This is a genomic window from Methanobrevibacter millerae (assembly GCF_001477655.1).
Classification (GTDB): domain Archaea; phylum Methanobacteriota; class Methanobacteria; order Methanobacteriales; family Methanobacteriaceae; genus Methanocatella; species Methanocatella millerae_A.
The window spans coordinates 2,251,505-2,272,092 of sequence record NZ_CP011266.1 but is presented as its reverse complement, the minus strand read 5'-3'; the positions used below and the strand labels follow the sequence as shown (position 1 = coordinate 2,272,092).

Here is a 20,588-nt window from a genome sequence, read left to right as displayed (position 1 = left end):
ATGATAGAGTTTATATTAATGATAATAACTATTGTAAGTGCTATTCTTGCTCTCATTCAAAAGGATTTATTGAAAGCAGCAATATTGACCGGATTTTCTGGAGGAGCTCTTGCAGTGCTATTCCAAATTTTACTTGCTCCTGATGTTGCATTGACTCAGGCTATTGTTGGTGCAGCTATTGTACCGGTATTTATTGCGTTGGCAGTTAAAAAAACACAATGGGGTGATGCATGATGGCTGAAACTCAACTTGCTATATTATTCACATCTATTGCTTTAGTTGTAATAGGTCTTTATGCTGCAATCTTTGTAGATAACATTATTAAAAAAATCATAGGTATCAGCTTTATAGAAGAGGGAGCCAATTTATTCATTGTTGGAATTGGTTATAAGGCTGGAGGTATTGTCCCAATCTTGATGCCGAATATGGATCCAACTTGGTTCGCATCAAATGCTTCATATCCGCTTCCTTATGGTTTAGTACTTACAAGTATTGTAATTGGGGCTTCCACTTTAGCAGTAATGCTTGCTTTAGTGATGGTTCTTTATAAAAAGTATGGAACATTAAGTACTAAGGTAATGTTGGCTGACACATCAAAACAGGAGGAATACAATGAATGAATTAATTCCATTAATGGTTATTGTTCCTATGATGGCTGCTTTGCTTTTAAGTGCTTTTTCAAAATTCAATAAAGTAATTAAAGTATTGGCTTTTGTTGTTGCAATCATTTTGCCGATTATTCCAATTGCATCAAATTACGGATTGCATTTCTTTGGCGGTTATCAGCCTATGGTGGATAATGTCACAAATATTGTTTATCATCCGGCAATTACCTATTCATTTACATTCATGCAACAGATATTCATAGCAATGATTGGAATTTTAACATTCCTGGTCATCTTTATTTACTTGACCAAGTATAAAAAAGTTTCAGGTTCCTATTTATTCTTGTTATTTATGGGTACTGCTTCTGTAACTGCTTTAATATTGACTGATGATATTTTCCATATGTTTGTGTTCTTTGAAATATTGGCACTTGCACAGGTAGGTATTGTAGCAGCCTCATCAATAGACTACAGTACTGAAATGGCTTTAAAATATATGATTTTAGGTTCTATTGGTAGTCCTATGATGCTTTTAGGAATAGGCTTCCTATTAGCTATGACAGGTACCGTTAATGTTACAGATATCGTTTCCATCATTCGTAGTGGTCTATTGGATGTGACTTCTCCGGTATTTTTAACTTCACTGGCTTTAATATTCTTCGGATGGTTATATGCATCAGGATTGCCTCCGTTCCATACGATTAAATCTGGAATTTATAGTAAAGCTGAACCTCATGGAGCAGCACTTCTCCAGTCATTCACAGTAATTTCAATGATTTCTATTGTAATATTGATGTTTAGGATATATTCTCAGTTGCCTATATTTGAAGTCCTTATTGTATTATTTTCAGTAATCGCCATGATTTTAGGTGTATCTATGGCTTTAACTCAAACGGACTTTAGACGTATGATTGGATTTTTAGCTGTTGGAGAGTTAGGTTTCATAGGATTGGGTATTGGTCTTGGAACTCAATTTGCAATAACTGCTGGTTTGTTCCAAGCTTTAAATGAAATTGTTATTACTGCATTGTTATTCATAGGATTTGGAGCTATTGTGCATGCTACCAATGAAGTAGACACACGTAAACTGGGTGGTCTTTTAGCATACCATCCTAAAGTTGGAATTATGCTGCTAATTGGAGGTTTGGCTATGGCTGGAGTACCTCCATTAAGTGGTTTCCAATCTAAATTAATGCTTGTTCAGGCTTCTTTAAATTGTGGGTATCCCGAATTGTCCATTTTAACTATAATGGTTAGTATAGCAACCTTTGTAGTATTTGTAAAAACATTCTACTCTATGTTTTTAAGTCCAAAACCACATGATTTAGAAGTTGTTGACAATGATGTTCCAAGAGCTATGGTATTTGCAATGGCAATTTTATTAATAGTAATTATTGCATTAGGTATTTTCCCTGATATTGTAACAAACGGTATTTCTAATTATGTTGGAGGTATGTTGCTATGAAGCTTTATGATCAAATCTTTAATGTAGTTAAAAAATTTAAAGAGTTGTTTTCACCAGGTCCTGTAACAAATGCGGATGTTTCAGGAAGTTTAACTGCTGAAATATTTTTAATTGTTTCAATTGTAATTGCTTCATTATTGCTTAGGCACATTAACGTGTTACTTGCAGGATTAGTGACTTTAATTCTAGCTATTGTGTTGATTTTTTCCATTCCTCTTATTCCTAAATTTAAAATTGAGCAAGAGGATTCTTTGGAGAAAATGTTATTCTATGCAATCATTGTCTTAGGAATGATTGTAATATTCTTATATTGGGGTGGTACTCTTGTCTAATAATATTAGAAATTTATTTGCTGCTGTCATAACTGCAATTTTGGCTGTTACTTTATTTGATGCAGTATTTCATATAAGTACTATGATTACTCCTGGTGTAAGTAATATTTATAATTCTTTAGGAACTCAAATTGCACCAAACATGGTAACTGCAGTAATTTTTGATTTCAGAGGTTATGATACATTAGGAGAATCAATTATATTGCTGACTGCAGGACTGGTAGTCTTACTTATCATTGGTAAAGAAAAATTAGGGGGCAAACTATGAGTCAAATTCTTAAATTAGTATCTTTACCAATTTCAATTATTTTGATTTGTTTAGGTATAATGACAATTCTGGGAGGTCATATAACTCCTGGTGGAGGTTTCCAAGGTGGAGCTATGATTGCAGCAGGAGTTATATTGTCTATTGTTACTTATGGGTTAGGTAACTCTCCTTTAGAATTTTCACATACTTATATTGAAGTATTTGAATCTATTGGAGCATTAGGCTTTATTATTTTAGGTTTGGTTGGTTTATTTGCAGGAGGATTTTTCCTGTATAATGTAGGAGCAGATATTTTAAATATTATTCCTGCATCAATTCAAGCTATTTTCCATTATCCGGACAATACAAATGCAGGTATTATTCCTTACCTAAATATTTTTGTAGGTTTAAAAGTATTTGTGGGTTTAAGTGCAATAGTTATTGCATTTGCCGGATTTAAAAAATTAACTGAAGAGGATGTGGAAAAATGATTGCTATAGGATCAATCGTTTGCGGTTTCATTTTGGGCTTGATAATAGGATCTCAAATTAAAACAGGTAACATTAGTGACACTGCTTTTAAGACGTCCTCTTATGTGGTTATCATAATAGCTGCATTAATCATGGCATGGCAATTGGGGGAATTTCCATTTTATGATTATTTCCCATTATCAACCGGCTTTGCCTCAGCTTTGATAGGTATTTTGTTGTCTAAATTTATAATCGCAAGGAGTAGCTAAGGAGGGTTTAAATGTTTTTATCAACTAATACATGTGATGGAAAAGGAGAATGTATTAAACAATGTCCTACTAAAGCGATTCGTTTAATTAACGGTAAAGCTTTCAGCTGCCTTACTTGTGGAATTTGTTATGAAAATTGTCCAAATGATGCTATTTTCATTAACAGTTATGGAGGATATGTTATAGACAGGGCCAAATGTAATGGCTGTGGAATATGTATGTATAACTGCCCTACAAACAATATTCATATAGAAGATGGTATTGTTTATGGATTATGCTCACGTTGTGGAGTTTGTACTGAGGTCTGTCCTTCAAGAGTTGATGGTGCTGAATTTACCCGAGATAAACAAATCACATTTATCAAATCAATGAATGTATTGATTCCAAATTATGATAATCTTCCTTTCAAATCCAATGATGTTAAAGAAGTATCAAGGGGATACATGGGGACTGACTTTGATAAATGTATATTTTGTGGAAGATGTTCTGAGTATTGTCCAACAAGTGCAATTAAAGTAGTTCAGGATAGGGCTGAAGGAATTTGTAGTGAATGTAGAATTTGTTATGATGTCTGTCCTAACGGATCAATGAATAAATTCCAAATTATCAATAATGCATCATGTACTCTTTGTTTAAATTGTATGAAGGCTTGTCCAAACAATGCAATATCCATGGATAACTTTAAGCTAATTGTAAATAAGATTAATCAAAAGGCAAATGGTTACATTATTTCATGTATTAATTGTGGATTGTGTGCAGATTTATGTGAGAACGGTTCACTTAAAAAAGAACTTAACTGCTTAAGGTATGACCCGACTAAGGATATTGATTCAACTCATGAAATAGCCATTAGTCACTGTCCAATCAAAACATTGCATGAAGATGAAGAGATGTTTGTCTATGATGAATTTGAAGACAAGGAGCTTCCAACAATTTCTGGGTTCTGTGTGAGCTGTGGAAAATGTGTTCAAGTTTGTGATTTGATTGGTGCAAGACAATATATGGTGGCTAAGTGGGATGGAAGTGTTTCAGATGACTGTATTTCTTGTGGAATCTGCTGTGAAGTATGTCAGGAAGATGCAATAACCTTGAACAGGGGCACAATTTCAGTAAACTTGGAAAAATGTATCTTGTGTGAAAACTGTGCTGTGCACTGTCCTGTCGATGCAATTCCGAAAACAACAATGTATAAATCGGTAATTTCAGATGGATTCAATTTGATTGACCAAAAACTGTGTATGCATTGTGGTTTATGCCATAAGGTTTGTCCATATGATGCAATTGATGAGATTAATGGTGAATTTATAGTTAATGAAGAAAAATGTGAATATTGTGGAGCATGTAAAAACAGTTGTCCTGCTAATGCATTTATCTTCGAGAGAAATTTTAAAGATTCAATAGAGGGTATTTAAATGAAAAGTATGCTAAGAGTAGCTTTGGAAGGAGCGTTTACTAACTTTAAAAGAATCTTTTTTGCTGCTGATAGGGTAACCGATATGGATTTAAGAAAGCAAATCTCCACTCTGTCAGTCGAAGTGGATGATCGGGTTGATGAATCTGCATGCATAGGATGTGCTGGTTGTGCTAATGTTTGTCCGACTAATGCTATTGAAATGAAAAATCTAACATCTCCTGTTAAAATAACTGATGATTGGATTAAAGATCAAGTACCTGAAATTAATCTTGAAAAATGTATTGTTTGTTATTACTGTCATGATTTTTGTCCAGTATTTTCACTTTATGGACAAAAAGGAACAATTCATCCAAGTTGTGTTGGAGATCAGGAAGTTAATGTTGATGAATTAATCAAACAGCCAGTTAAAATTTCAGAAGATAAACTTAAAGTTATTTCAACTTATCTTTCAGACAAAACTATATTAAAAAATAGAGAGGACGGTGAATAAATGAGTATTAAATCTTTTTCAAGAGCAAGAGCAATTCACGTAATGCTGGTTTATACTGGCGGTTGTAACGGTTGCGATATTGAAATTGTAAACTCAATATTATCTCCAAGATTTGATGCTGAACAGTATAAGGTTTTCTTAACATGGAATCCTCGTGAGGCAGATGTATTGGTGGTAACAGGACCTGTTACAAGCCTGAATAGAAAACCTCTTGAAGCAATTTATGAAGCTATTCCTGATCCTAAATTGGTTGTAGCTGCTGGAAGTTGTGCTTTGATGGGTGGGGTATATAAAAATATTCATGGTGATATTCCGTCTGAAGAAATTGAAGGGCCGGTTGAAAACATCATACCTGTTGCTGCAAAAGTTCCTGGATGTGCAGTAAGGCCTCAAGATGTTTTGGCTGGGGTAGTATCATTATTACCAACATTATTAGATGCGGATTAGGTGATTAAATGGAGGAAAAAGTACCGAGAAGCAATATTATTGAAACAGAAATTCCAATGGGTACAGTTCACCCTGCTGCATTGGAACCTTATAGAGTAAGGCTTTTTGTTGAAGATGAAATAGTTCAAGAGGCTGAAATAACAATTGGTGTTAACCATAGAGGTATTGAAAGAATTATGGAAGGTTTGCCTGTGGAGAAGGCCAACGCTTTGACTGAAAAAATTTGCGGAATATGTTCAAACTCACATATATGGAATTCATGCAGAACCGCAGAAATCGGTCTTGATATTGAAATTCCTGAAAGAGCTCGTTATATTCGTATTATAATGGGGGAGCTTGAAAGATTGCATTCACATTTCCTTTATTTGGCTCACGGTTGTGAAACAGTAGCTCATGAAACATTTTCCATGAGAGTATTCTACTTAAGGGAAATTGTAATGGAACTCCTTGCAATGATTGGGGGAAATAGAGTTCAATACGGTTGTTCTGTTATTGGTGGTGTAAGGCCAAGATGTGATTTGGATGAAGCCAAATTACAAAGACTTAAAGATGATTTGGATAAATTGGAAGAAGGTTTAACAGATTTTGCTCAAAGATTCATGGCGGATTCTATTCTAATTTCAAGAGTCACAGGTGTAGGTGTTCTTCCTGCAAAGCAAGCTATTAGATTGGCTGTTACTGGACCTTCCTTAAGGGCAACAGGTGTTGCAAGAGATTTAAGAACAACAATGTTTGAATATGATGACTTTGATTTTAATGTTGTCACTCAACCTGACGGTGATGTGAAATCAAACTTATTGATGAGAGCATTAGAATCATTTGAATCCATTAAAATTATTCGTCAAGCCATTGCAAATATTCCTGATGGAAAAGTGGTCAACAGGGATTGGGAAATGTTTGACACGGACATTATTGAAAGTTATATTGAAGTTCCAAGAGGAACTCTTTATCATTCATATGCACTTGAAAGTGGAAGAATAAGACACTCTATCATTAGAACTCCATCAATGGCTAATATTGGAGCAATGCAATATGCCTGTATTGGAGACCATGTCACAGATGCACAGTTATGTATTGTACAATGTGACCCTTGTTTTACCTGTACTGATAGGGCAATAGAAATTATAAGGAGATAGAATCATGTTTGAAACTACTTTAACAAATTCAATTCTAGCAGTAATCATTACTGTTGTCGTTTGTTTTATAATATCAACATTATTGCCTGGAATTGAAAGAAAATACGTTCATGCTAGAATTCAACAAAGGATAGGGCCTCCAGTTACCAGTCCAGGGATAATGGCTCCAATTAAATTCTTGTTTAAAGAAAATATAAAGCCTTCTTCACCCGTACCTGGATTATATAAGGCATTGCCTATCATATGTTTCATTGTTGTTTTATGTATGTTAATTGCTCTTACTCCTTATGCATTTGCAATTCCTGCTCTTGCAAGTCTGGTTGCAATTGTCGGTCTTTTAAAGGTTGAAGAAATTTGTTATGTGTTGATGGGTTCTTTATCCAAATCAATAATGTCAGTTAGAATGCCTTTCCCGGATAGGGTAAAAGGTGCAGTTCATCCGAATACTACGCTCTCATTCATTGAGGATATAAGTGCTAAAAGATCATTAAGAATGATTACATATGGTTCATTTCCATTATATCTGGCTTTATTTGCTCCGGTAACTGCTGCAAGAAGTATTTTTCTTTATGATATCGTAGCATACCAGCAAGCTCACGGACCATTCTTATTCACAGTATCTGGTGGAATTGCAGCTATTGTATTTTTCATAGGATATATGATTGTTTTGAATGAATATCCATTTTCAATAATTAAGGCAAAATGTGATGTTATTGAAGGACCATATATGGAATATGCATCAAGATATCGTTCTGTTGTCTTTATTACAAGAGGATTTTTGATGTTTACTTTAGGTATATTGTTTTCTGTATTATTCATTGGTGTTCCGGCAACAATATTCTCTCCAACAATAATTCTAAATATAATTGTTGTTTTGGTATTTGTATTGATGATGGGAATATTTTCCGCATTCACTCCAGTGTTTACAAATAGGCAGCTTTTACCTACAATACTTGGTGCTACATTACTTGGAATATTGTCTATTGTGCTTGGATTATTATAGAGGTGATTATTTTGAAATTTGTTATGAGGCCGTATCATATGGTAAGTCTTGGAGGCTATATTGTTGAGTGGGATTTTCCTTATAGGAATCTTATAGTAGTAAATAAAACCTCTGAACCAATAAAAGTTGAAATTCCGGTATTTCATGAAGAATGGATTAGTGAACATCGTGATTTGGGTTTGGATGTGATTCCAGTTAGTCGTGAAGATAACTTTTTACGGTTATGGAAAAAATCTCATGCTGAATTAGACAAAATCAGGCCACAAAATGAATGATTATAGTATAAATATTATAACTTATGAGAAAAAAGGTGTTTTGGACGATATTACTGCTGTAATTAGTAGTTATGGTGTTAATATCCGTTATACTCATCTTTATATAGAAAAAAATAACATGGGTTCCATTAATTTGGAACTTGAACATGTTGGCGACATTGACAGTTTAATTGAGGATTTGGAAAAGATTTCTGAAGTTCAATCTGTTGAATTGCATGGTTCTCAATTGGATATTTATGGAAAACGTATTATTATAGTTGGTGGGGGAGCCCAGGTATCTCAAGTGGCTATGGGTGCTATATCGGAAGCAGACCGGCATAATATACGTGGTGAACGTATCAGTATAGATACCATTCCTTTGGTTGGAGAAAAAAATATTGCCGAAGCTGTTGAAGCTATTTCTCGTTTGCCTCGTGTCAGTGCACTGGTTCTTGCTGGTTCTTTGATGGGTGGTGAAATCACCGAATCTGTTAAGCAGGTTAAAAAAGAAAATAATTTGACTGTAATATGTTTAAATATGCCGGGCAGTGTTACACAATATGCTGATTTGATTGTGACGGATCCTATTCAGGCAGGTGTTATGGCGGTCATGTCAATCGCAGACACTGCTGTATTTGATATTTCACGTTTGGGTGAAAATATTAAGTTTTAATCTATTTTTTAATAATTTTTTATTCATTGGTATTAATTTAACATTTTTGTGCATGAATTCTCCGGATTCTTTAAGCTGGAGAGGTTCAATCTTATACTATTAAATATATTAAAATATATAATATTTGTATAGACTAGAAGATATTTCTATTCTAATAATGATAAATTGGTGTTTTTAATGAATAAAAAAATAGGTTTTATTTTGGCTTTAGTTTTTATTGCCTTTTTGGTCATGGGCTCTGCAAGTGCAGGCATATTTGACTTTTTAAATGGCGGAAATAATAATTCCACTAGAGTAACCAATGATAATAATACATTTATCGTTGGTTTTGATTCTGAGTTTCCACCATATGGTTTCTCAGATGGTAAAGGGGGATATCAAGGTTTTGATTTAGATTTAGCACAAGAAGTCTGTAACAGAAACAATTGGACTTTGGTAAAACAACCGATTGACTGGGATGCAAAAGATGCTGAATTAAATTCTGGAACTATTGATTGTATTTGGAATGGATTTACTATAAATGGTAGGGAAAAAGATTATACTTGGTCTCAAGCTTACATTGACAACAAACAAGTAGTTGTTGTAAAAGAGGATTCTGGCATTAATTCTCTTGCTGATTTGAAAGGTAAAACTGTAGAAACACAAAAAGATTCATCTGCATTGGCAGCTCTTAAAGGAGATAATAAAACTCTTGGAGATAGTTTTGCTAAATTAGTTGAAGTCGCAGATTATAATACAGGTATTATGGATTTAAAATCTGGTGCTTGTGATGCTGTTGCATTGGATATTGGTGTAGCACAATATCAAGTTACTAACGGAAACAATACTGGATTAAAAATATTGAATGATAGTATTTCATCTGAACAGTATGGTATTGGATTTAAATTAGGTAACACTGCATTAAAAGATCAAGTACAAAAAACTTTAGATGAAATGTACGCTGACGGTACTGTTTCTAAAATTGCAGAAAACTATTCATCTTATGGTGTTCCAGGTTCTCTTATTAAAAAATAGATTTTGATTTGAGGTATAATAGCATATGATGTTAGAATCAATGGTAGGATTATTATTGGATGGTATGGTTACATCTATTTTAATTTTCCTACTTACTTTATTATTTTCACTTCCATTAGGATTATTAATTGCATTTGGAAGAATGGGTGGTTTTGCACCTCTTAGATGGCTAATGAAAGTTTATATTTCTATCATGAGGGGTACTCCATTGATGTTGCAGTTAATTGTTGTATTCTTTGGTCCTTACTATATATTTGGTGCAACTCTTTCACCCGATTATCGTTTTATTGCAGTAATTATTGCATTTTCCTTAAATTATGCTGCATATTTCGCTGAAATTTATCGTGGAGGAATTGAAGCTATTCCTAAAGGCCAATATGAAGCTGCACAAGTGTTAGGTTATAGTAAATTTCAAACGTTTTTCACAATCATACTGCCTCAAGTGTTTAGGATTATTCTTCCTTCAGTAACAAATGAAGTAATTACTCTTGTAAAAGATACATCATTATCATTTGTAATTGCAGTACCGGAAATGTTCACTGTTGCAAAACAAATTGCAGCGGCTGATGCATCAATTGCAGCATTATTGGTTGCAGGTATATTCTATTATGTATTCAATGTACTTGTGGCATTTGTAATGGGACGTCTTGAAAATCGTTATAATTATTTAAATTAAGGGGATTATTATGAGTTTATTAGAAGTTAAAAATCTTAAAAAAAGTTTCGATGATAATGTTGTGCTTAAAGATATTTCCCTTAATGTTGAAAAGGGTGAAGTATTATGTATTATCGGACCTTCAGGTTCAGGTAAATCCACATTACTTCGTTGCATAACTAAATTAGACCATGAAGACAGTGGTGACATTAATTTTGACGGAGCTTTCGGGCTGGTATTTCAAGATTTTAATTTATTCCCACATCATTCTGTTTTAAAAAACATTACTAATGCTCCCTTAAAAGTTCAAAAAAGAGATAAGGCCGAGGTTTTAAAATCCGCTCGTGAATTGCTCAAAAAAATGGGCTTGGAAGATAAGGAAGATGCTTATCCTCATGAATTGTCTGGTGGACAGCAACAAAGGGTTTCTATTGCTCGTGCTCTTGCAATGAATCCGGATATTTTATTTTTCGATGAACCTACTTCCGCATTGGATCCTGAATTGACTTCTGAGATTCTTGTTGTAATAAGGGATTTGGCGGCTGAACACATGACTATGGTTATCGTTACTCACGAGATGACTTTTGCACGTAATGTTGCTGATAAAATAATTTTTATGGATGATGGAGTTATAATTGAAGAAGGAACTCCTGAAGATGTATTTTCTTCAGATAATCAAAGAATGAAAGATTTCCTAGGAAAATTCTATGATTAAAAAGAATTAGGGAAAATCCCTATTCTTTTATACATATATTTTTATATTCACAATTTCCACATTTTCTATCATTTATTTTCACTGTTGGCACTTTTTTGTCATATTCTATTTCTTTTACTTCGTTAATTATATCAAATAATGCTTTTCTCAGGTTTACGTCCATCACAACTGGTCTTCTTTCATTTATTTTTGTATAATCTATAAATCCTACAAAAACCTCAGTTTCAAATTCTTCTTCTATCAGTATTGCTGTTGCAGCCAAGTCAATTGCATCCTGGTCCCAGACGCCTTTTATCGGCGGTGTTGAATGCTTAATTGAAATAGGATAATACTTTCCATCGATAATTTCTATTTTGTCACATAATCCAGAAACCTCTAATCTCGTGTCTTTCAAATGGTATGAATACATACAATTGGGAAAAAACATATCTACAATTCCATATCCATTTTTTCCTAATAGTTCCATTGATTGTTTTGCTTTAAGAGCATAATTTTTAATGCTGAAATATGTTTCATTGTTTATTTCTAGAATCTGGTCTGTTGTGAGCCCTAAATTCATATTTTGAATGGATATGAATGTGCTTTCTAGATAGTTGGCTACGTTTTCGGATAATGTGTCTTCAATTTCTGCAATACTCATTTCTTTTTTCAGTTTTCTCATATTTTTTTGCACTAAATCCTGTGTATCAATTTTTATTTTTTTCAATTCAATGTTTAACTGTATATTGTTGTTTTCTTCTGTGTCTACATGTGTTTGTAAATACAGTTTCATGGGACAGTACATGTGTGATCTTATTGAAGATATGCTTATCATTTTTTAACCTCTTGAATTTTGTAATTATAGATTGTTTATCCTATTATAAATAAATAGAGGTTTTAAATTCTTTTAATTTTTATAAAATAAGAAAATATGGTGATGTTGGTTAAATAAAATTATTATAGTTTAATTTTTATTTCCTAAGGCAATTATTTCATGCTGGTGGAATTTTTAACTTGAGGTACTCGTCTATAGCCTCGCGGGTAGTTCCAACAACAAGTCTGAAATAATCTTCTTTTCCTTCAGTTATTACTTTTTCAACTTTTCCTTTTGCAATAACGTGTTCTCCGTCAACTACTTCGCCTGCATATGTGTGAGTAAATGAAACAACTTCTTTCAAATCCTTTTCAACTCCTTCAAGGATTTCAACATTTTCGATGGTGTATAATGAGGGATTGTCAAATGCTCCAAGTGCACTAACGATATCACATTCTATTTTAGCTATTCCTTGAGGTTCGTACACAGTATCTCCCCAAGTTCCTTCAATTTCCTCGTATCCTTTTGTAGCTAGGATGTCGAATAAGGTACCATCTATTGTTCCGCGATTAGCCTTTCTGTTTTCATACCATTTGAATTCTTCTGGAGTTAAACTTGAATCGCTCATTCTTTTGTTGTATACGAAATCCCAATAGTCATCGGTTATTCCGTTTAATGTGATGTGTTTGTCCACTTCTTCAATATATACTTCTTCATTTCTGTGTTTTTTGAATGCTTCGATGGCTTTTCTGTGGTTATCAAGGCCATAAATTACATAATCCAGGTCGGATACGTCATCCTTTTGAAGTCCAGGTAATATTGATCCAGATATTCCCATGTCTTCATAATCTATTCCTGCAATGTAGTGGAAAAAGTCACATACGTCCATTAATTTTGATATGATTTCGGGATTTTTGACTTCTCCACCAGATTCAAATGTTTTTTTAAGACCCAGTAACCTATTTTCAGGTTTTATCACTCTTTCAACTTTATCGAGAGGTACACCCATCATTTCTACATTGGTAACGTCACAGAAATATAGGTAATCCGGATAATTTTCACGTAAATATGAATAGGCTTCTTCTGAGCCTACTTTTCTATATTTTATTCCGTCTTTTTCACGGTCACCATTTTCATCAGGGATATATCTTAAAAATGAGATGTATCTATCTTCCGGATGGATATAATTGGTTGATGCAAAATACATTCCATCAGTTGTGTAAATAAAATCTCTTGTTCTAACTTGCATAAACATAACTCCTTAATTATCTTTTTATTTTTTTAATATTTTAAATCTTTGAGTATATACAAGTAAATTAATATTATTTCATAAAATACTCTCATTCAATTAAAATACAATAGCATTATCCAAATAGTATTTTTTTCATTAAATTTCATGATTTTTAATTGTTATTTTAATTAAAATAATGGATTTAACTAAACCATAAATAAATATAACTTTAACTAAATATTATTATTGGAAAGTAACTAACTAAATTTATAAATTATACATAGGTTTTAAAATGAATATAACTCATAAGCATGTTGAAGACATTTTTGAATATGATGGCAGTCAAATCAATCCCTCATGGGCATTTCAGGAATTTGGAATATACGGTTCATCAATCGTTACATGGATTGGACCGGTCAATATCACTCCGGACAACTTAAAGGATTTTGCTGATGTGGGTTTGGAAATCAAATCAAATAATATGGTTAATTTCATTTGTGAATTCTTTGACCAACAGCCAACAAATATGAGAATCGCTTATCTTCGTCAAAGACTTCTTGTAATGATTTTTAGAGAAATATTAACAGAAAAAGGAGTCAAAACCACTCGTGAAGGCGATGACATTTTTGTAGATGGAAGAAAACTAAGCATATCAATAGCAAGTGTTTCCTTAAGTTCTGCAAAGATTCATTTTGCACTTAATCTGGAAGATAAAGGAACTCCAGGGGATGTTGATACCATCGGATTATATGATATTGATGATGGAAATGTCTTTAATGAAAATAATTTGAAGGATTTAATATTTGATGTTGTTAATAGATTTATTGATGAAATAGAAACAATTGAAAAGGATATTAGTAAAACTAAGGTGTTATTATGAAGATTTTAGTAAATGGTATTCAATCTAATTTAAGATTTTCATCTGCCCATGTAATTCCGGGCCATGAATCCTGTGGATTTATACATGGTCATTCATATTTTGTTGATATTGAAATTGAAGGTGAAAGGGCAGGTAAATTTGAATTTGTTGTAGATTTTAAAGATGTGAAAAAATATACAAAAGCTATTTGTGATGAACTTGATCACAGGGTTTTAATTCCGGTATATAATAAATTAATAGACTTTAAAGATTTTGACATAGAGACTGATTCAATTTTTGAGTTGAAAAAGCAAAAAACAATATCATTTAAAATTGACGGCAAAGGATATTCTCTTCCATCAGTTGATTGTGTATTGCTGCCGCTTCCTTATACATCCGCAGAAGAACTTTCAAAATTCTTTGCAGAAACACTTTCACGAAAATTGGCTGAAACTTATGATAATCTGGATTATATTTCAGTTTGTGTCAATGAAGGAATCGGACAGGGTGCACAGTATAAAAAAGAATTTGTGGAATAACTATGAAAGCTCCAATTATTGAGATATTTTCTTCTTTTCAGGGGGAGGGTATTTTAATAGGTCAAAGACAAATTTTTGTACGTTTCGCAGGTTGTAATTTAAATTGTGCTTATTGTGATACAAAAAATAGTATTTCTAAAAAGGAAGGAACACTTATGACTCCTGAGGAAGTCGTCTCAAAAATCGAAAGTATTTTAACTCCTGACTGTCATACTATATCTTTTACCGGTGGTGAGCCATCATTATATCCGGAATTTATAAATGAAGTTTCAAAACTTACGGACCTCGATATAATGCTTGAGACTAACGGTACATTGCCGGCAAATATTGGTTTGATTGATAATTTAGATATTGTTTCGTTAGATATTAAACTAAAAGAACAATTTGATGGTGATTTTAAAGAAGATATTTTTTTAAATGAAATTAAATCACTAAATTTATTAATAGAAAAATCTATAAATGTATATTGTAAAGTAGTTATTTTGCCATGCTTAAAAATAAAATCATTTGAAGAGGTTATTGAAAAAATTGATAATGAAATTATTGATAAGAATAATGTTCAATTTATTATCCAACCTTCCAGTCCTTTAAACGAATGGAATAATCTTTCTAATTGTTTATTTGAATTTTCTGAAGTCGTTGGTAAATATTTTGAAGTTTCCACCATTCCTCAAATTCATAAGATTTTGAATATCGAGTAAAATGATTTTATACAGGCGATAATTATAATATTAGAGGTGAATATATGAATGAAAATATAATGAAAATAGCATCTAAAGATGTTATATCAATTCCTCCAAGTAAAAGTATTAAAGATACTGCAAAAGTAATGATGGAACACCAATTCAGAAGATTGCCAGTCACCGATCCTGGTTCTGGTAAAGTTTTAGGTATTGTAACTGTAATGGATATTTTAGATTTCTTTGGTGGAGGAAATAAATTTAACATTATTGAGAAAAAATATTCTGACAACTTTTTAGCAGCTATCAATGAACCTGTACGTGAAATCATGTCTCGTGATGTCATATGTTTATCTGAAAAATCATCCATTTATGATGTTGTTGATGTAATGCTTGCAAATCAAATAGGTGCTCTTCCTATTGTTGATGGTGATGAAAATCTTGTGGGTATTGTAACTGAAAGAGACATTGCACTATCCCTCGCAGGTGAAATAGATGATAGAACTGCACAAGATTATATGAGTACAAAAGTTTTCACCACTACTCCAGGCACACCTATTGAAAGTGCATGTAAAATTATGGTTAGAAATGGATTAAGAAGAATTCCTATTGTTGGTGGGGAAGCAGACATTTCCAAAGCAGCTAAAAAATTATTAGGAATCGTAACTTCAACTGACCTTATCCGTTTCTTCAATGCAAAAGAATTCTTTGATAATTTAAATTCAAATGCTGCCAGTGAAGTTTTAGAAAAAACTAAAGTTTCCGACATTATGGTTAAGGATGCAATCATTGTTGAAGCAGAAGACACTATTGGTGAAATCTGTGAATTATTTAAAATTAGTAATATTGGTGGTGTGCCAGTAGTTAAAGATGATGTTGTAATAGGTATTATAACTGAAAGAGATATTTTAAGAGCTGTTAAAAAATTATAAACATATATTGGGAGGTAGACCAATGCAAATTAAAAATTTAATGTCTACAACTTTAATAACCATTGATAAAGACCAAAGTCTTAGTGATGCATTAAAGTTACTTAGAAAAAATAAAATCTCACGTCTACCAGTTCTTAACAATAAAGAATTAGTAGGTATTGTTTCAGAAAGAGACATTGCTAAAAAGCTCGGTTCTTCAAAATATGAAAGTATGCCAGCTTCAAGGCTCCATGTTTCATCTGTAATGGTTAAAGATATTATTTCAGTTCCTCAATCCATGCGTTTGGCTGAAGTTGCTGATATCATGCTTGAAAATGGAATTGGATCTGTGCCTGTTATAGATGATGATAAAATGGTAGGTATTGTTTCAAAAGCGGATTTTGTTACATTAGCTATTGATGGCGAATATGATAATGTATGTACTAAAGATATCATGTCTAAAGACGTTACTTCAGTTTCACCGTCTGAAAGACTTGTTCATGCTAGAAGAGTTATCATTGATGCAAAAGTGGGCAGACTTCCAGTTATAGATGATGAAGATTTGGTTGGAATGATAACATCTAAAGATTTAATGAGAGCTTTCATTGACTTTAGAAAAAAAGTTCCAGAAAAATATCAAAAATCTCAAATTAAAGAAGTATTGGTTGAAGATATCATGTCTAGAAATCCTCGTGTAGTAACAAAAGATGTTCCTATTACTGAGGTTTCAAAAATCATGATTGAAACAGGATACAATGGTTTACCTGTTGTCGAAGATGATAAAGTTATTGGTATAATAACTCAAACCGATATTTTAAGACTAATTTCAAAATTAGAAGCATAGTGTAGCTAGTTTTAGCTATACTTTTTAAACTTTTTTTATAGGTGATGTTATGAAAGAAATAGTTTCTTTTTTAGGTCCCAAAGGAACATTTTCTCATGAAGCAGCATCAATTTTGGGACATGATTTAGTTCCATTTTGCACTATTCCTGCAGTTATGGAAAGTGTGGAATCAGGTCAATGTGCAAAAGGAATAGTTCCTATTGAAAATTCTATTGAAGGTCCTGTTGGAATAACCTTGGATTCTCTTGCCCATGAGTTTGACTTGAATATCATTGGTGAGATTGTTATTTCCATTAATCAGAATTTAATTGTAAATCCTGGAAGTAAAATTGAAGATATTGAAGATGTTTATTCTCATCAACAAGCTATTTCTCAATGTCAAAGTTTTATTAGTAAACATAGCCTTCAACCTCATTACACGGTCAGTACAGCCAGTGCCGCAAAAAGTATTGTGGGAGATAAATCTAAAGCAGCAATAGGGCATGTTAAAAGTGCAGAACTCTATGATTTGGAAATTCTTGAATCTAATATTCAGGATATCGATAACAATGCCACTCGTTTTGTAGTTTTATCAAAAGAAGAGACTGCTCCTACAGGTAATGACAAAACATCCATTATTTTTTCAATTTATGAAGACCATCCTGGTGCTTTGTATAATATACTGGGCATATTTGAAAAATATAATATTAACTTAACTAAAATTGAATCAAGACCGTCTAAGCAGGGTTTGGGTAAATATTTGTTCTTTGTAGATTTTTATGGTCATTATAAGGATGATATTATTAAAAAAATTATCATGGACATAGATGATGATACTTATTTTTTTAAAGTATTGGGTTCTTATCCAGAATTTAGGTAAACTATAAATTAATGTTTTAATATAATTAATAATATTAAATTAATTAAGGAGGGTTGGCATGTCTAATGATAGAGATAAACTTTTGCAAATCATGGATAGTTTAGAGTCTGATTATGCTCATGGAAAAATATCTAGAGAAAAATATGTTTATTTCCGTTCTAAATATGAAGATCGGTTAAATGCTTTAGATGCTAGAGAAGCCACTAATAGAATTAGATCTATGCAAGGTAAGCCTTCTGATTCTCCTAAAAATAAAAAAATTACAAGAAATGAAAAAAAAGAAGAAGAGGATTTAGTTCAAAAGTATATTATTAATCCAAAGAAAGGAGATAAGCAAATAGAAGAAAAAGCTCCTATGGATTCCGGAACTTTTAAACTTTTAGCTATTTTAATTTTAGCTCTTGGTTTTACTGTTGGTGCTGGATTTGGTGTATTCTCTTTTGATTTTGCATCTTTTGCAGATACCAATGCTTCAGCTATTGTCACTGACACAGCATTTCCTGATGTAGCTGATATTAATGTAAATGCCACTGCATCCAATAATACTGCATCTAATACTAGTTCTTCATCTGCTACTAACACTCAAATACAGACTACTACGGATACTTCGTCTAGTTCTAGTTCTAGTTCCAGTTCCAGTTCTTCTGGTTCCGGATCTTATAATGGTGGAAGTAGTTCTGATAGTGGAAGTAGTTCTCAAGGTGGAGGTAGTTCTCAAGGTGGAAGTAGTTCCGAAGGTGGGGGCGCAGCTCCTACATAATATTTTATTTATGGTGAATTTATGAAAAAAATTACGATAATTGGTGTTGTAATACTTGTAGTTGTTATTGCAGTATTCGGATACATTATTTTTAATAATGTTGATGTTAGTCATAGTAGTTCTAGTTCTGCTTCAAATGAAACTGTGACTATGCAAACCATGTCAAAAGGTGGAGTTACTGTTAATTACCCTTCAAACTGGGTATTGTCTCAAGCGACTTCTAATAACTCTATTATTGCAATTTCTAAAAAAAGTGCTGTAGATAATCTTGAAGTTGGTCAGGTCAATATTAATGTTGAGAAAAAAGAATTTTCAGGTGACTTCAATTCATTTGTTAATAAATCATATACTAACATTCAAGCAGATAAGTCTTTTTCCCTGGTTTCTTCAGGTGAAGTGGCTGTAAATAATGATAAGGCATTAGAATATATTTACACTTCAAGTTCCAGTAATGGTCTTGTAAAAGAGCATAAGGCTTTATGGTTTGAAAAAGGTAATCAGGCTTATGTCATAATGTATAGTGCTCCTGTTGATAAGTATGAAGCGAACTTGGCGGCTGCAGATTATATTATGAGCCATATTCAATTCAACTAATTTTTCATTTTTGAGGTATTTCATGATTGTTTTATGTGTTACTGGTAGTGTTGCCGCTAGTCAGGCGGTTAAGGTGGCAAGAGAATTTAGAAGACAAGGTCAGGAAGTAAAATGTTTCATGAGTGAGGCTGCTTGTGAAATATTACATCCAAATTCCATGGAATTTGCTACGGGAAATGATGTTGTCACTGAACTGACTGGAAAAATTGAACATGTCAAATATTCTCAGGAAGATTTGGTTCTTGTTGCCCCTGCTACTGCAAATACTATAAGTAAATTTGCATATAAAATAGCTGATAATCCTATTTCCACATTATTGATTACTGCATATGGACATGATACTCCTATTTTATTTGTTCCTTCAATGCATGATTCTATGTTCAGAGCCATTGAAGATAATATTGAAAAAATTAAATCTGAAGGTTCTGCTTATTTCATGCCTCCGGTTATGGATGAAGGAAAAGCAAAATTCCCTTCAACAGAAGATATTGTGCTTGAATCTTTAAGATGTATTAATATATCTAAGAAGTGATTATTATTCGTGGAAAGAAAGTCTTAATAAGTTTGGGTGGAACTTTTGAACCACTTGACTCTGTAAGGGGCATAACCAATAGATCTTCAGGTAAAATGGGTTTGGCTCTTGCAAAACAGGCCTATATTCTGGGTGCAGATGTCACGTTAATTGCAGCTCATGTCAGTGTTGATATTTCTCCTCTTTTTAATGTTATTCATGTTGAAACGTCTAAAGAAATGGCTAAAGTTACTTTTGATTTGGTAAAGGATTTTGATATTTTTATTTCAACAGCAGCAATTTCAGATTTTGAAGTTGTAGGGCGAAAAAATAAAAAAATTAGTTCTGATTCTTCTCTATCTATTAGTTTAAAGCCCACAATAAAAATTATTCGTAATATTAAAAAGATTAATCCAGATATATTTCTGGTTGGTTTCAAAGCGGAATTTAACATAACTCGTGAAGAGATAATTTATTGTGCTAGAAAGCAGATTAATGATGCGGGAACTGATATTGTTATTGCAAATGATGTTTCCCACAAAGACTGTAACTTTGGATCTGATATGAATGAGGTTTTAATCATTGATGATGATGTTTTGTCTGTTCCTCTTGCAAGCAAAGATGAAATTGCTAAAATCATAATGAAAATAATTTCTGATAGGACTTCATGTAGATGAGCTTATTGCTATTATTATTTTTTACCAACAACAGTTAAAATTATTGATTTTTCGATAAATATTTTTAATTTATTTTTATTAATCATATTTTTCATTAAGTATGAATTCATTTAAATTAGTTGTTTTTGTTCTTTGATTTTT

General features: G+C 32.5%; 29 protein-coding genes. 27 read left to right on the top strand and 2 right to left on the bottom strand.

The window, feature by feature from the left end:
- The 17 genes from SM9_RS10305 (at position 1) to SM9_RS10225 (ending at position 11,189) form a co-directional block, all read left to right on the top strand.
- Positions 1–234 carry a DUF4040 domain-containing protein gene (locus SM9_RS10305; protein ID WP_058740059.1) on the top strand — a complete coding sequence of 78 codons (234 nt, stop codon included), beginning with the start codon at positions 1–3 and terminating at the stop codon, positions 232–234.
- Positions 234–620: a cation:proton antiporter subunit C gene (locus SM9_RS10300; protein ID WP_083495901.1), complete on the top strand. Its 387-nt coding sequence runs from the start codon at positions 234–236 to the stop codon at positions 618–620. The genes SM9_RS10305 and SM9_RS10300 overlap by 1 nt, the downstream gene beginning before the upstream one ends.
- Positions 613–2,070: an energy conserving hydrogenase EhbF gene (gene ehbF / locus SM9_RS10295; protein ID WP_058740057.1), complete on the top strand. Its 1,458-nt coding sequence runs from the start codon at positions 613–615 to the stop codon at positions 2,068–2,070. The genes SM9_RS10300 and ehbF overlap by 8 nt, the downstream gene beginning before the upstream one ends.
- Complete coding sequence (locus SM9_RS10290) at positions 2,067–2,402, top strand: hypothetical protein (RefSeq protein WP_058740056.1); 336 nt, start codon at positions 2,067–2,069, stop codon at positions 2,400–2,402. Before ehbF ends, SM9_RS10290 begins: the two co-directional genes overlap by 4 nt.
- Positions 2,395–2,670 (top strand): hypothetical protein, encoded by a 276-nt coding sequence (locus tag SM9_RS10285; protein ID WP_058740055.1) that lies wholly within the window; start codon positions 2,395–2,397, stop codon positions 2,668–2,670. Before SM9_RS10290 ends, SM9_RS10285 begins: the two co-directional genes overlap by 8 nt.
- Entirely contained in the window at positions 2,667–3,140 is a 474-nt protein-coding gene (locus tag SM9_RS10280; protein ID WP_058740054.1) for an MnhB domain-containing protein, read from the top strand. Before SM9_RS10285 ends, SM9_RS10280 begins: the two co-directional genes overlap by 4 nt.
- Complete coding sequence (locus SM9_RS10275) at positions 3,137–3,388, top strand: hypothetical protein (RefSeq protein WP_058740053.1); 252 nt, start codon at positions 3,137–3,139, stop codon at positions 3,386–3,388. Before SM9_RS10280 ends, SM9_RS10275 begins: the two co-directional genes overlap by 4 nt.
- Positions 3,389–3,399: 11 nt before the next feature.
- Positions 3,400–4,800, top strand: coding sequence for a 4Fe-4S binding protein (locus tag SM9_RS10270; RefSeq protein ID WP_058740052.1), 1,401 nt, complete (start codon positions 3,400–3,402; stop codon positions 4,798–4,800).
- Entirely contained in the window at positions 4,801–5,292 is a 492-nt protein-coding gene (locus SM9_RS10265) for a 4Fe-4S binding protein (RefSeq protein ID WP_058740051.1), read from the top strand.
- Entirely contained in the window at positions 5,293–5,739 is a 447-nt protein-coding gene (locus SM9_RS10260) for an NADH-quinone oxidoreductase subunit B family protein (RefSeq protein WP_058740050.1), read from the top strand.
- Positions 5,740–5,747: 8 nt separating this feature from the next.
- Positions 5,748–6,875, top strand: coding sequence for a hydrogenase large subunit (locus SM9_RS10255; RefSeq protein ID WP_058740049.1), 1,128 nt, complete (start codon positions 5,748–5,750; stop codon positions 6,873–6,875).
- Positions 6,876–6,879: 4 nt separating this feature from the next.
- Entirely contained in the window at positions 6,880–7,878 is a 999-nt protein-coding gene (locus SM9_RS10250) for a respiratory chain complex I subunit 1 family protein (protein ID WP_058740048.1), read from the top strand.
- Positions 7,879–7,889: 11 nt separating this feature from the next.
- Positions 7,890–8,153 (top strand): energy-converting hydrogenase B subunit P, encoded by a 264-nt coding sequence (locus SM9_RS10245; RefSeq protein ID WP_058740047.1) that lies wholly within the window; start codon positions 7,890–7,892, stop codon positions 8,151–8,153.
- Positions 8,146–8,805 carry a DUF5612 domain-containing protein gene (locus SM9_RS10240; protein ID WP_058740046.1) on the top strand — a complete coding sequence of 220 codons (660 nt, stop codon included), beginning with the start codon at positions 8,146–8,148 and terminating at the stop codon, positions 8,803–8,805. The genes SM9_RS10245 and SM9_RS10240 overlap by 8 nt, the downstream gene beginning before the upstream one ends.
- Positions 8,806–8,982: 177 nt before the next feature.
- Entirely contained in the window at positions 8,983–9,819 is an 837-nt protein-coding gene (locus tag SM9_RS10235; protein WP_058740045.1) for an amino acid ABC transporter substrate-binding protein, read from the top strand.
- A gap of 25 nt (positions 9,820–9,844) precedes the next feature.
- Entirely contained in the window at positions 9,845–10,495 is a 651-nt protein-coding gene (locus SM9_RS10230; protein WP_058740044.1) for an amino acid ABC transporter permease, read from the top strand.
- A gap of 10 nt (positions 10,496–10,505) precedes the next feature.
- Entirely contained in the window at positions 10,506–11,189 is a 684-nt protein-coding gene (locus tag SM9_RS10225; protein WP_058740043.1) for an amino acid ABC transporter ATP-binding protein, read from the top strand.
- Between the two features lie 19 nt (positions 11,190–11,208).
- Here the strand turns inward: SM9_RS10225 and cas4 are convergent, their stop codons facing one another.
- Positions 11,209–11,961, bottom strand: a complete 753-nt coding sequence (gene cas4 / locus SM9_RS10220; protein ID WP_232299127.1) for a CRISPR-associated protein Cas4 — start codon at positions 11,959–11,961, stop codon at positions 11,209–11,211.
- Positions 11,962–12,160: 199 nt separating this feature from the next.
- Positions 12,161–13,231 carry a hypothetical protein gene (locus tag SM9_RS10215; protein WP_058740041.1) on the bottom strand — a complete coding sequence of 357 codons (1,071 nt, stop codon included), beginning with the start codon at positions 13,229–13,231 and terminating at the stop codon, positions 12,161–12,163.
- A gap of 274 nt (positions 13,232–13,505) precedes the next feature.
- Here SM9_RS10215 and SM9_RS10210 point away from each other — a divergent pair, with 274 nt between their 5' ends.
- The 10 genes from SM9_RS10210 to SM9_RS10165 are packed head-to-tail and all read left to right on the top strand — an operon-like array spanning position 13,506 to position 20,447.
- Entirely contained in the window at positions 13,506–14,093 is a 588-nt protein-coding gene (locus tag SM9_RS10210) for a DUF366 family protein (protein WP_058740040.1), read from the top strand.
- Complete coding sequence (locus tag SM9_RS10205) at positions 14,090–14,611, top strand: 6-carboxytetrahydropterin synthase (protein WP_058740039.1); 522 nt, start codon at positions 14,090–14,092, stop codon at positions 14,609–14,611. Before SM9_RS10210 ends, SM9_RS10205 begins: the two co-directional genes overlap by 4 nt.
- 2 nt (positions 14,612–14,613) lie before the next feature.
- Positions 14,614–15,312 (top strand): 7-carboxy-7-deazaguanine synthase QueE, encoded by a 699-nt coding sequence (locus SM9_RS10200; protein ID WP_058740038.1) that lies wholly within the window; start codon positions 14,614–14,616, stop codon positions 15,310–15,312.
- A 44-nt stretch (positions 15,313–15,356) separates the two neighbouring features.
- Positions 15,357–16,223: a CBS domain-containing protein gene (locus SM9_RS10195; protein WP_083495900.1), complete on the top strand. Its 867-nt coding sequence runs from the start codon at positions 15,357–15,359 to the stop codon at positions 16,221–16,223.
- 22 nt (positions 16,224–16,245) lie between these two features.
- Entirely contained in the window at positions 16,246–17,046 is an 801-nt protein-coding gene (locus tag SM9_RS10190; RefSeq protein ID WP_058740036.1) for a CBS domain-containing protein, read from the top strand.
- Positions 17,047–17,095: 49 nt separating this feature from the next.
- Positions 17,096–17,905, top strand: coding sequence for a prephenate dehydratase (gene pheA / locus SM9_RS10185; protein ID WP_058740035.1), 810 nt, complete (start codon positions 17,096–17,098; stop codon positions 17,903–17,905).
- Positions 17,906–17,963: 58 nt separating this feature from the next.
- Entirely contained in the window at positions 17,964–18,665 is a 702-nt protein-coding gene (locus SM9_RS10180; protein ID WP_058740034.1) for a hypothetical protein, read from the top strand.
- A 21-nt stretch (positions 18,666–18,686) separates the two neighbouring features.
- Positions 18,687–19,259 carry a PsbP-related protein gene (locus tag SM9_RS10175; protein WP_058740033.1) on the top strand — a complete coding sequence of 191 codons (573 nt, stop codon included), beginning with the start codon at positions 18,687–18,689 and terminating at the stop codon, positions 19,257–19,259.
- 22 nt (positions 19,260–19,281) lie between these two features.
- Entirely contained in the window at positions 19,282–19,791 is a 510-nt protein-coding gene (locus SM9_RS10170) for a flavoprotein (RefSeq protein WP_058740032.1), read from the top strand.
- A 32-nt stretch (positions 19,792–19,823) separates the two neighbouring features.
- Entirely contained in the window at positions 19,824–20,447 is a 624-nt protein-coding gene (locus tag SM9_RS10165; RefSeq protein WP_058740031.1) for a phosphopantothenoylcysteine decarboxylase domain-containing protein, read from the top strand.
- The last annotated feature ends 141 nt before the right edge of the window (positions 20,448–20,588 follow it).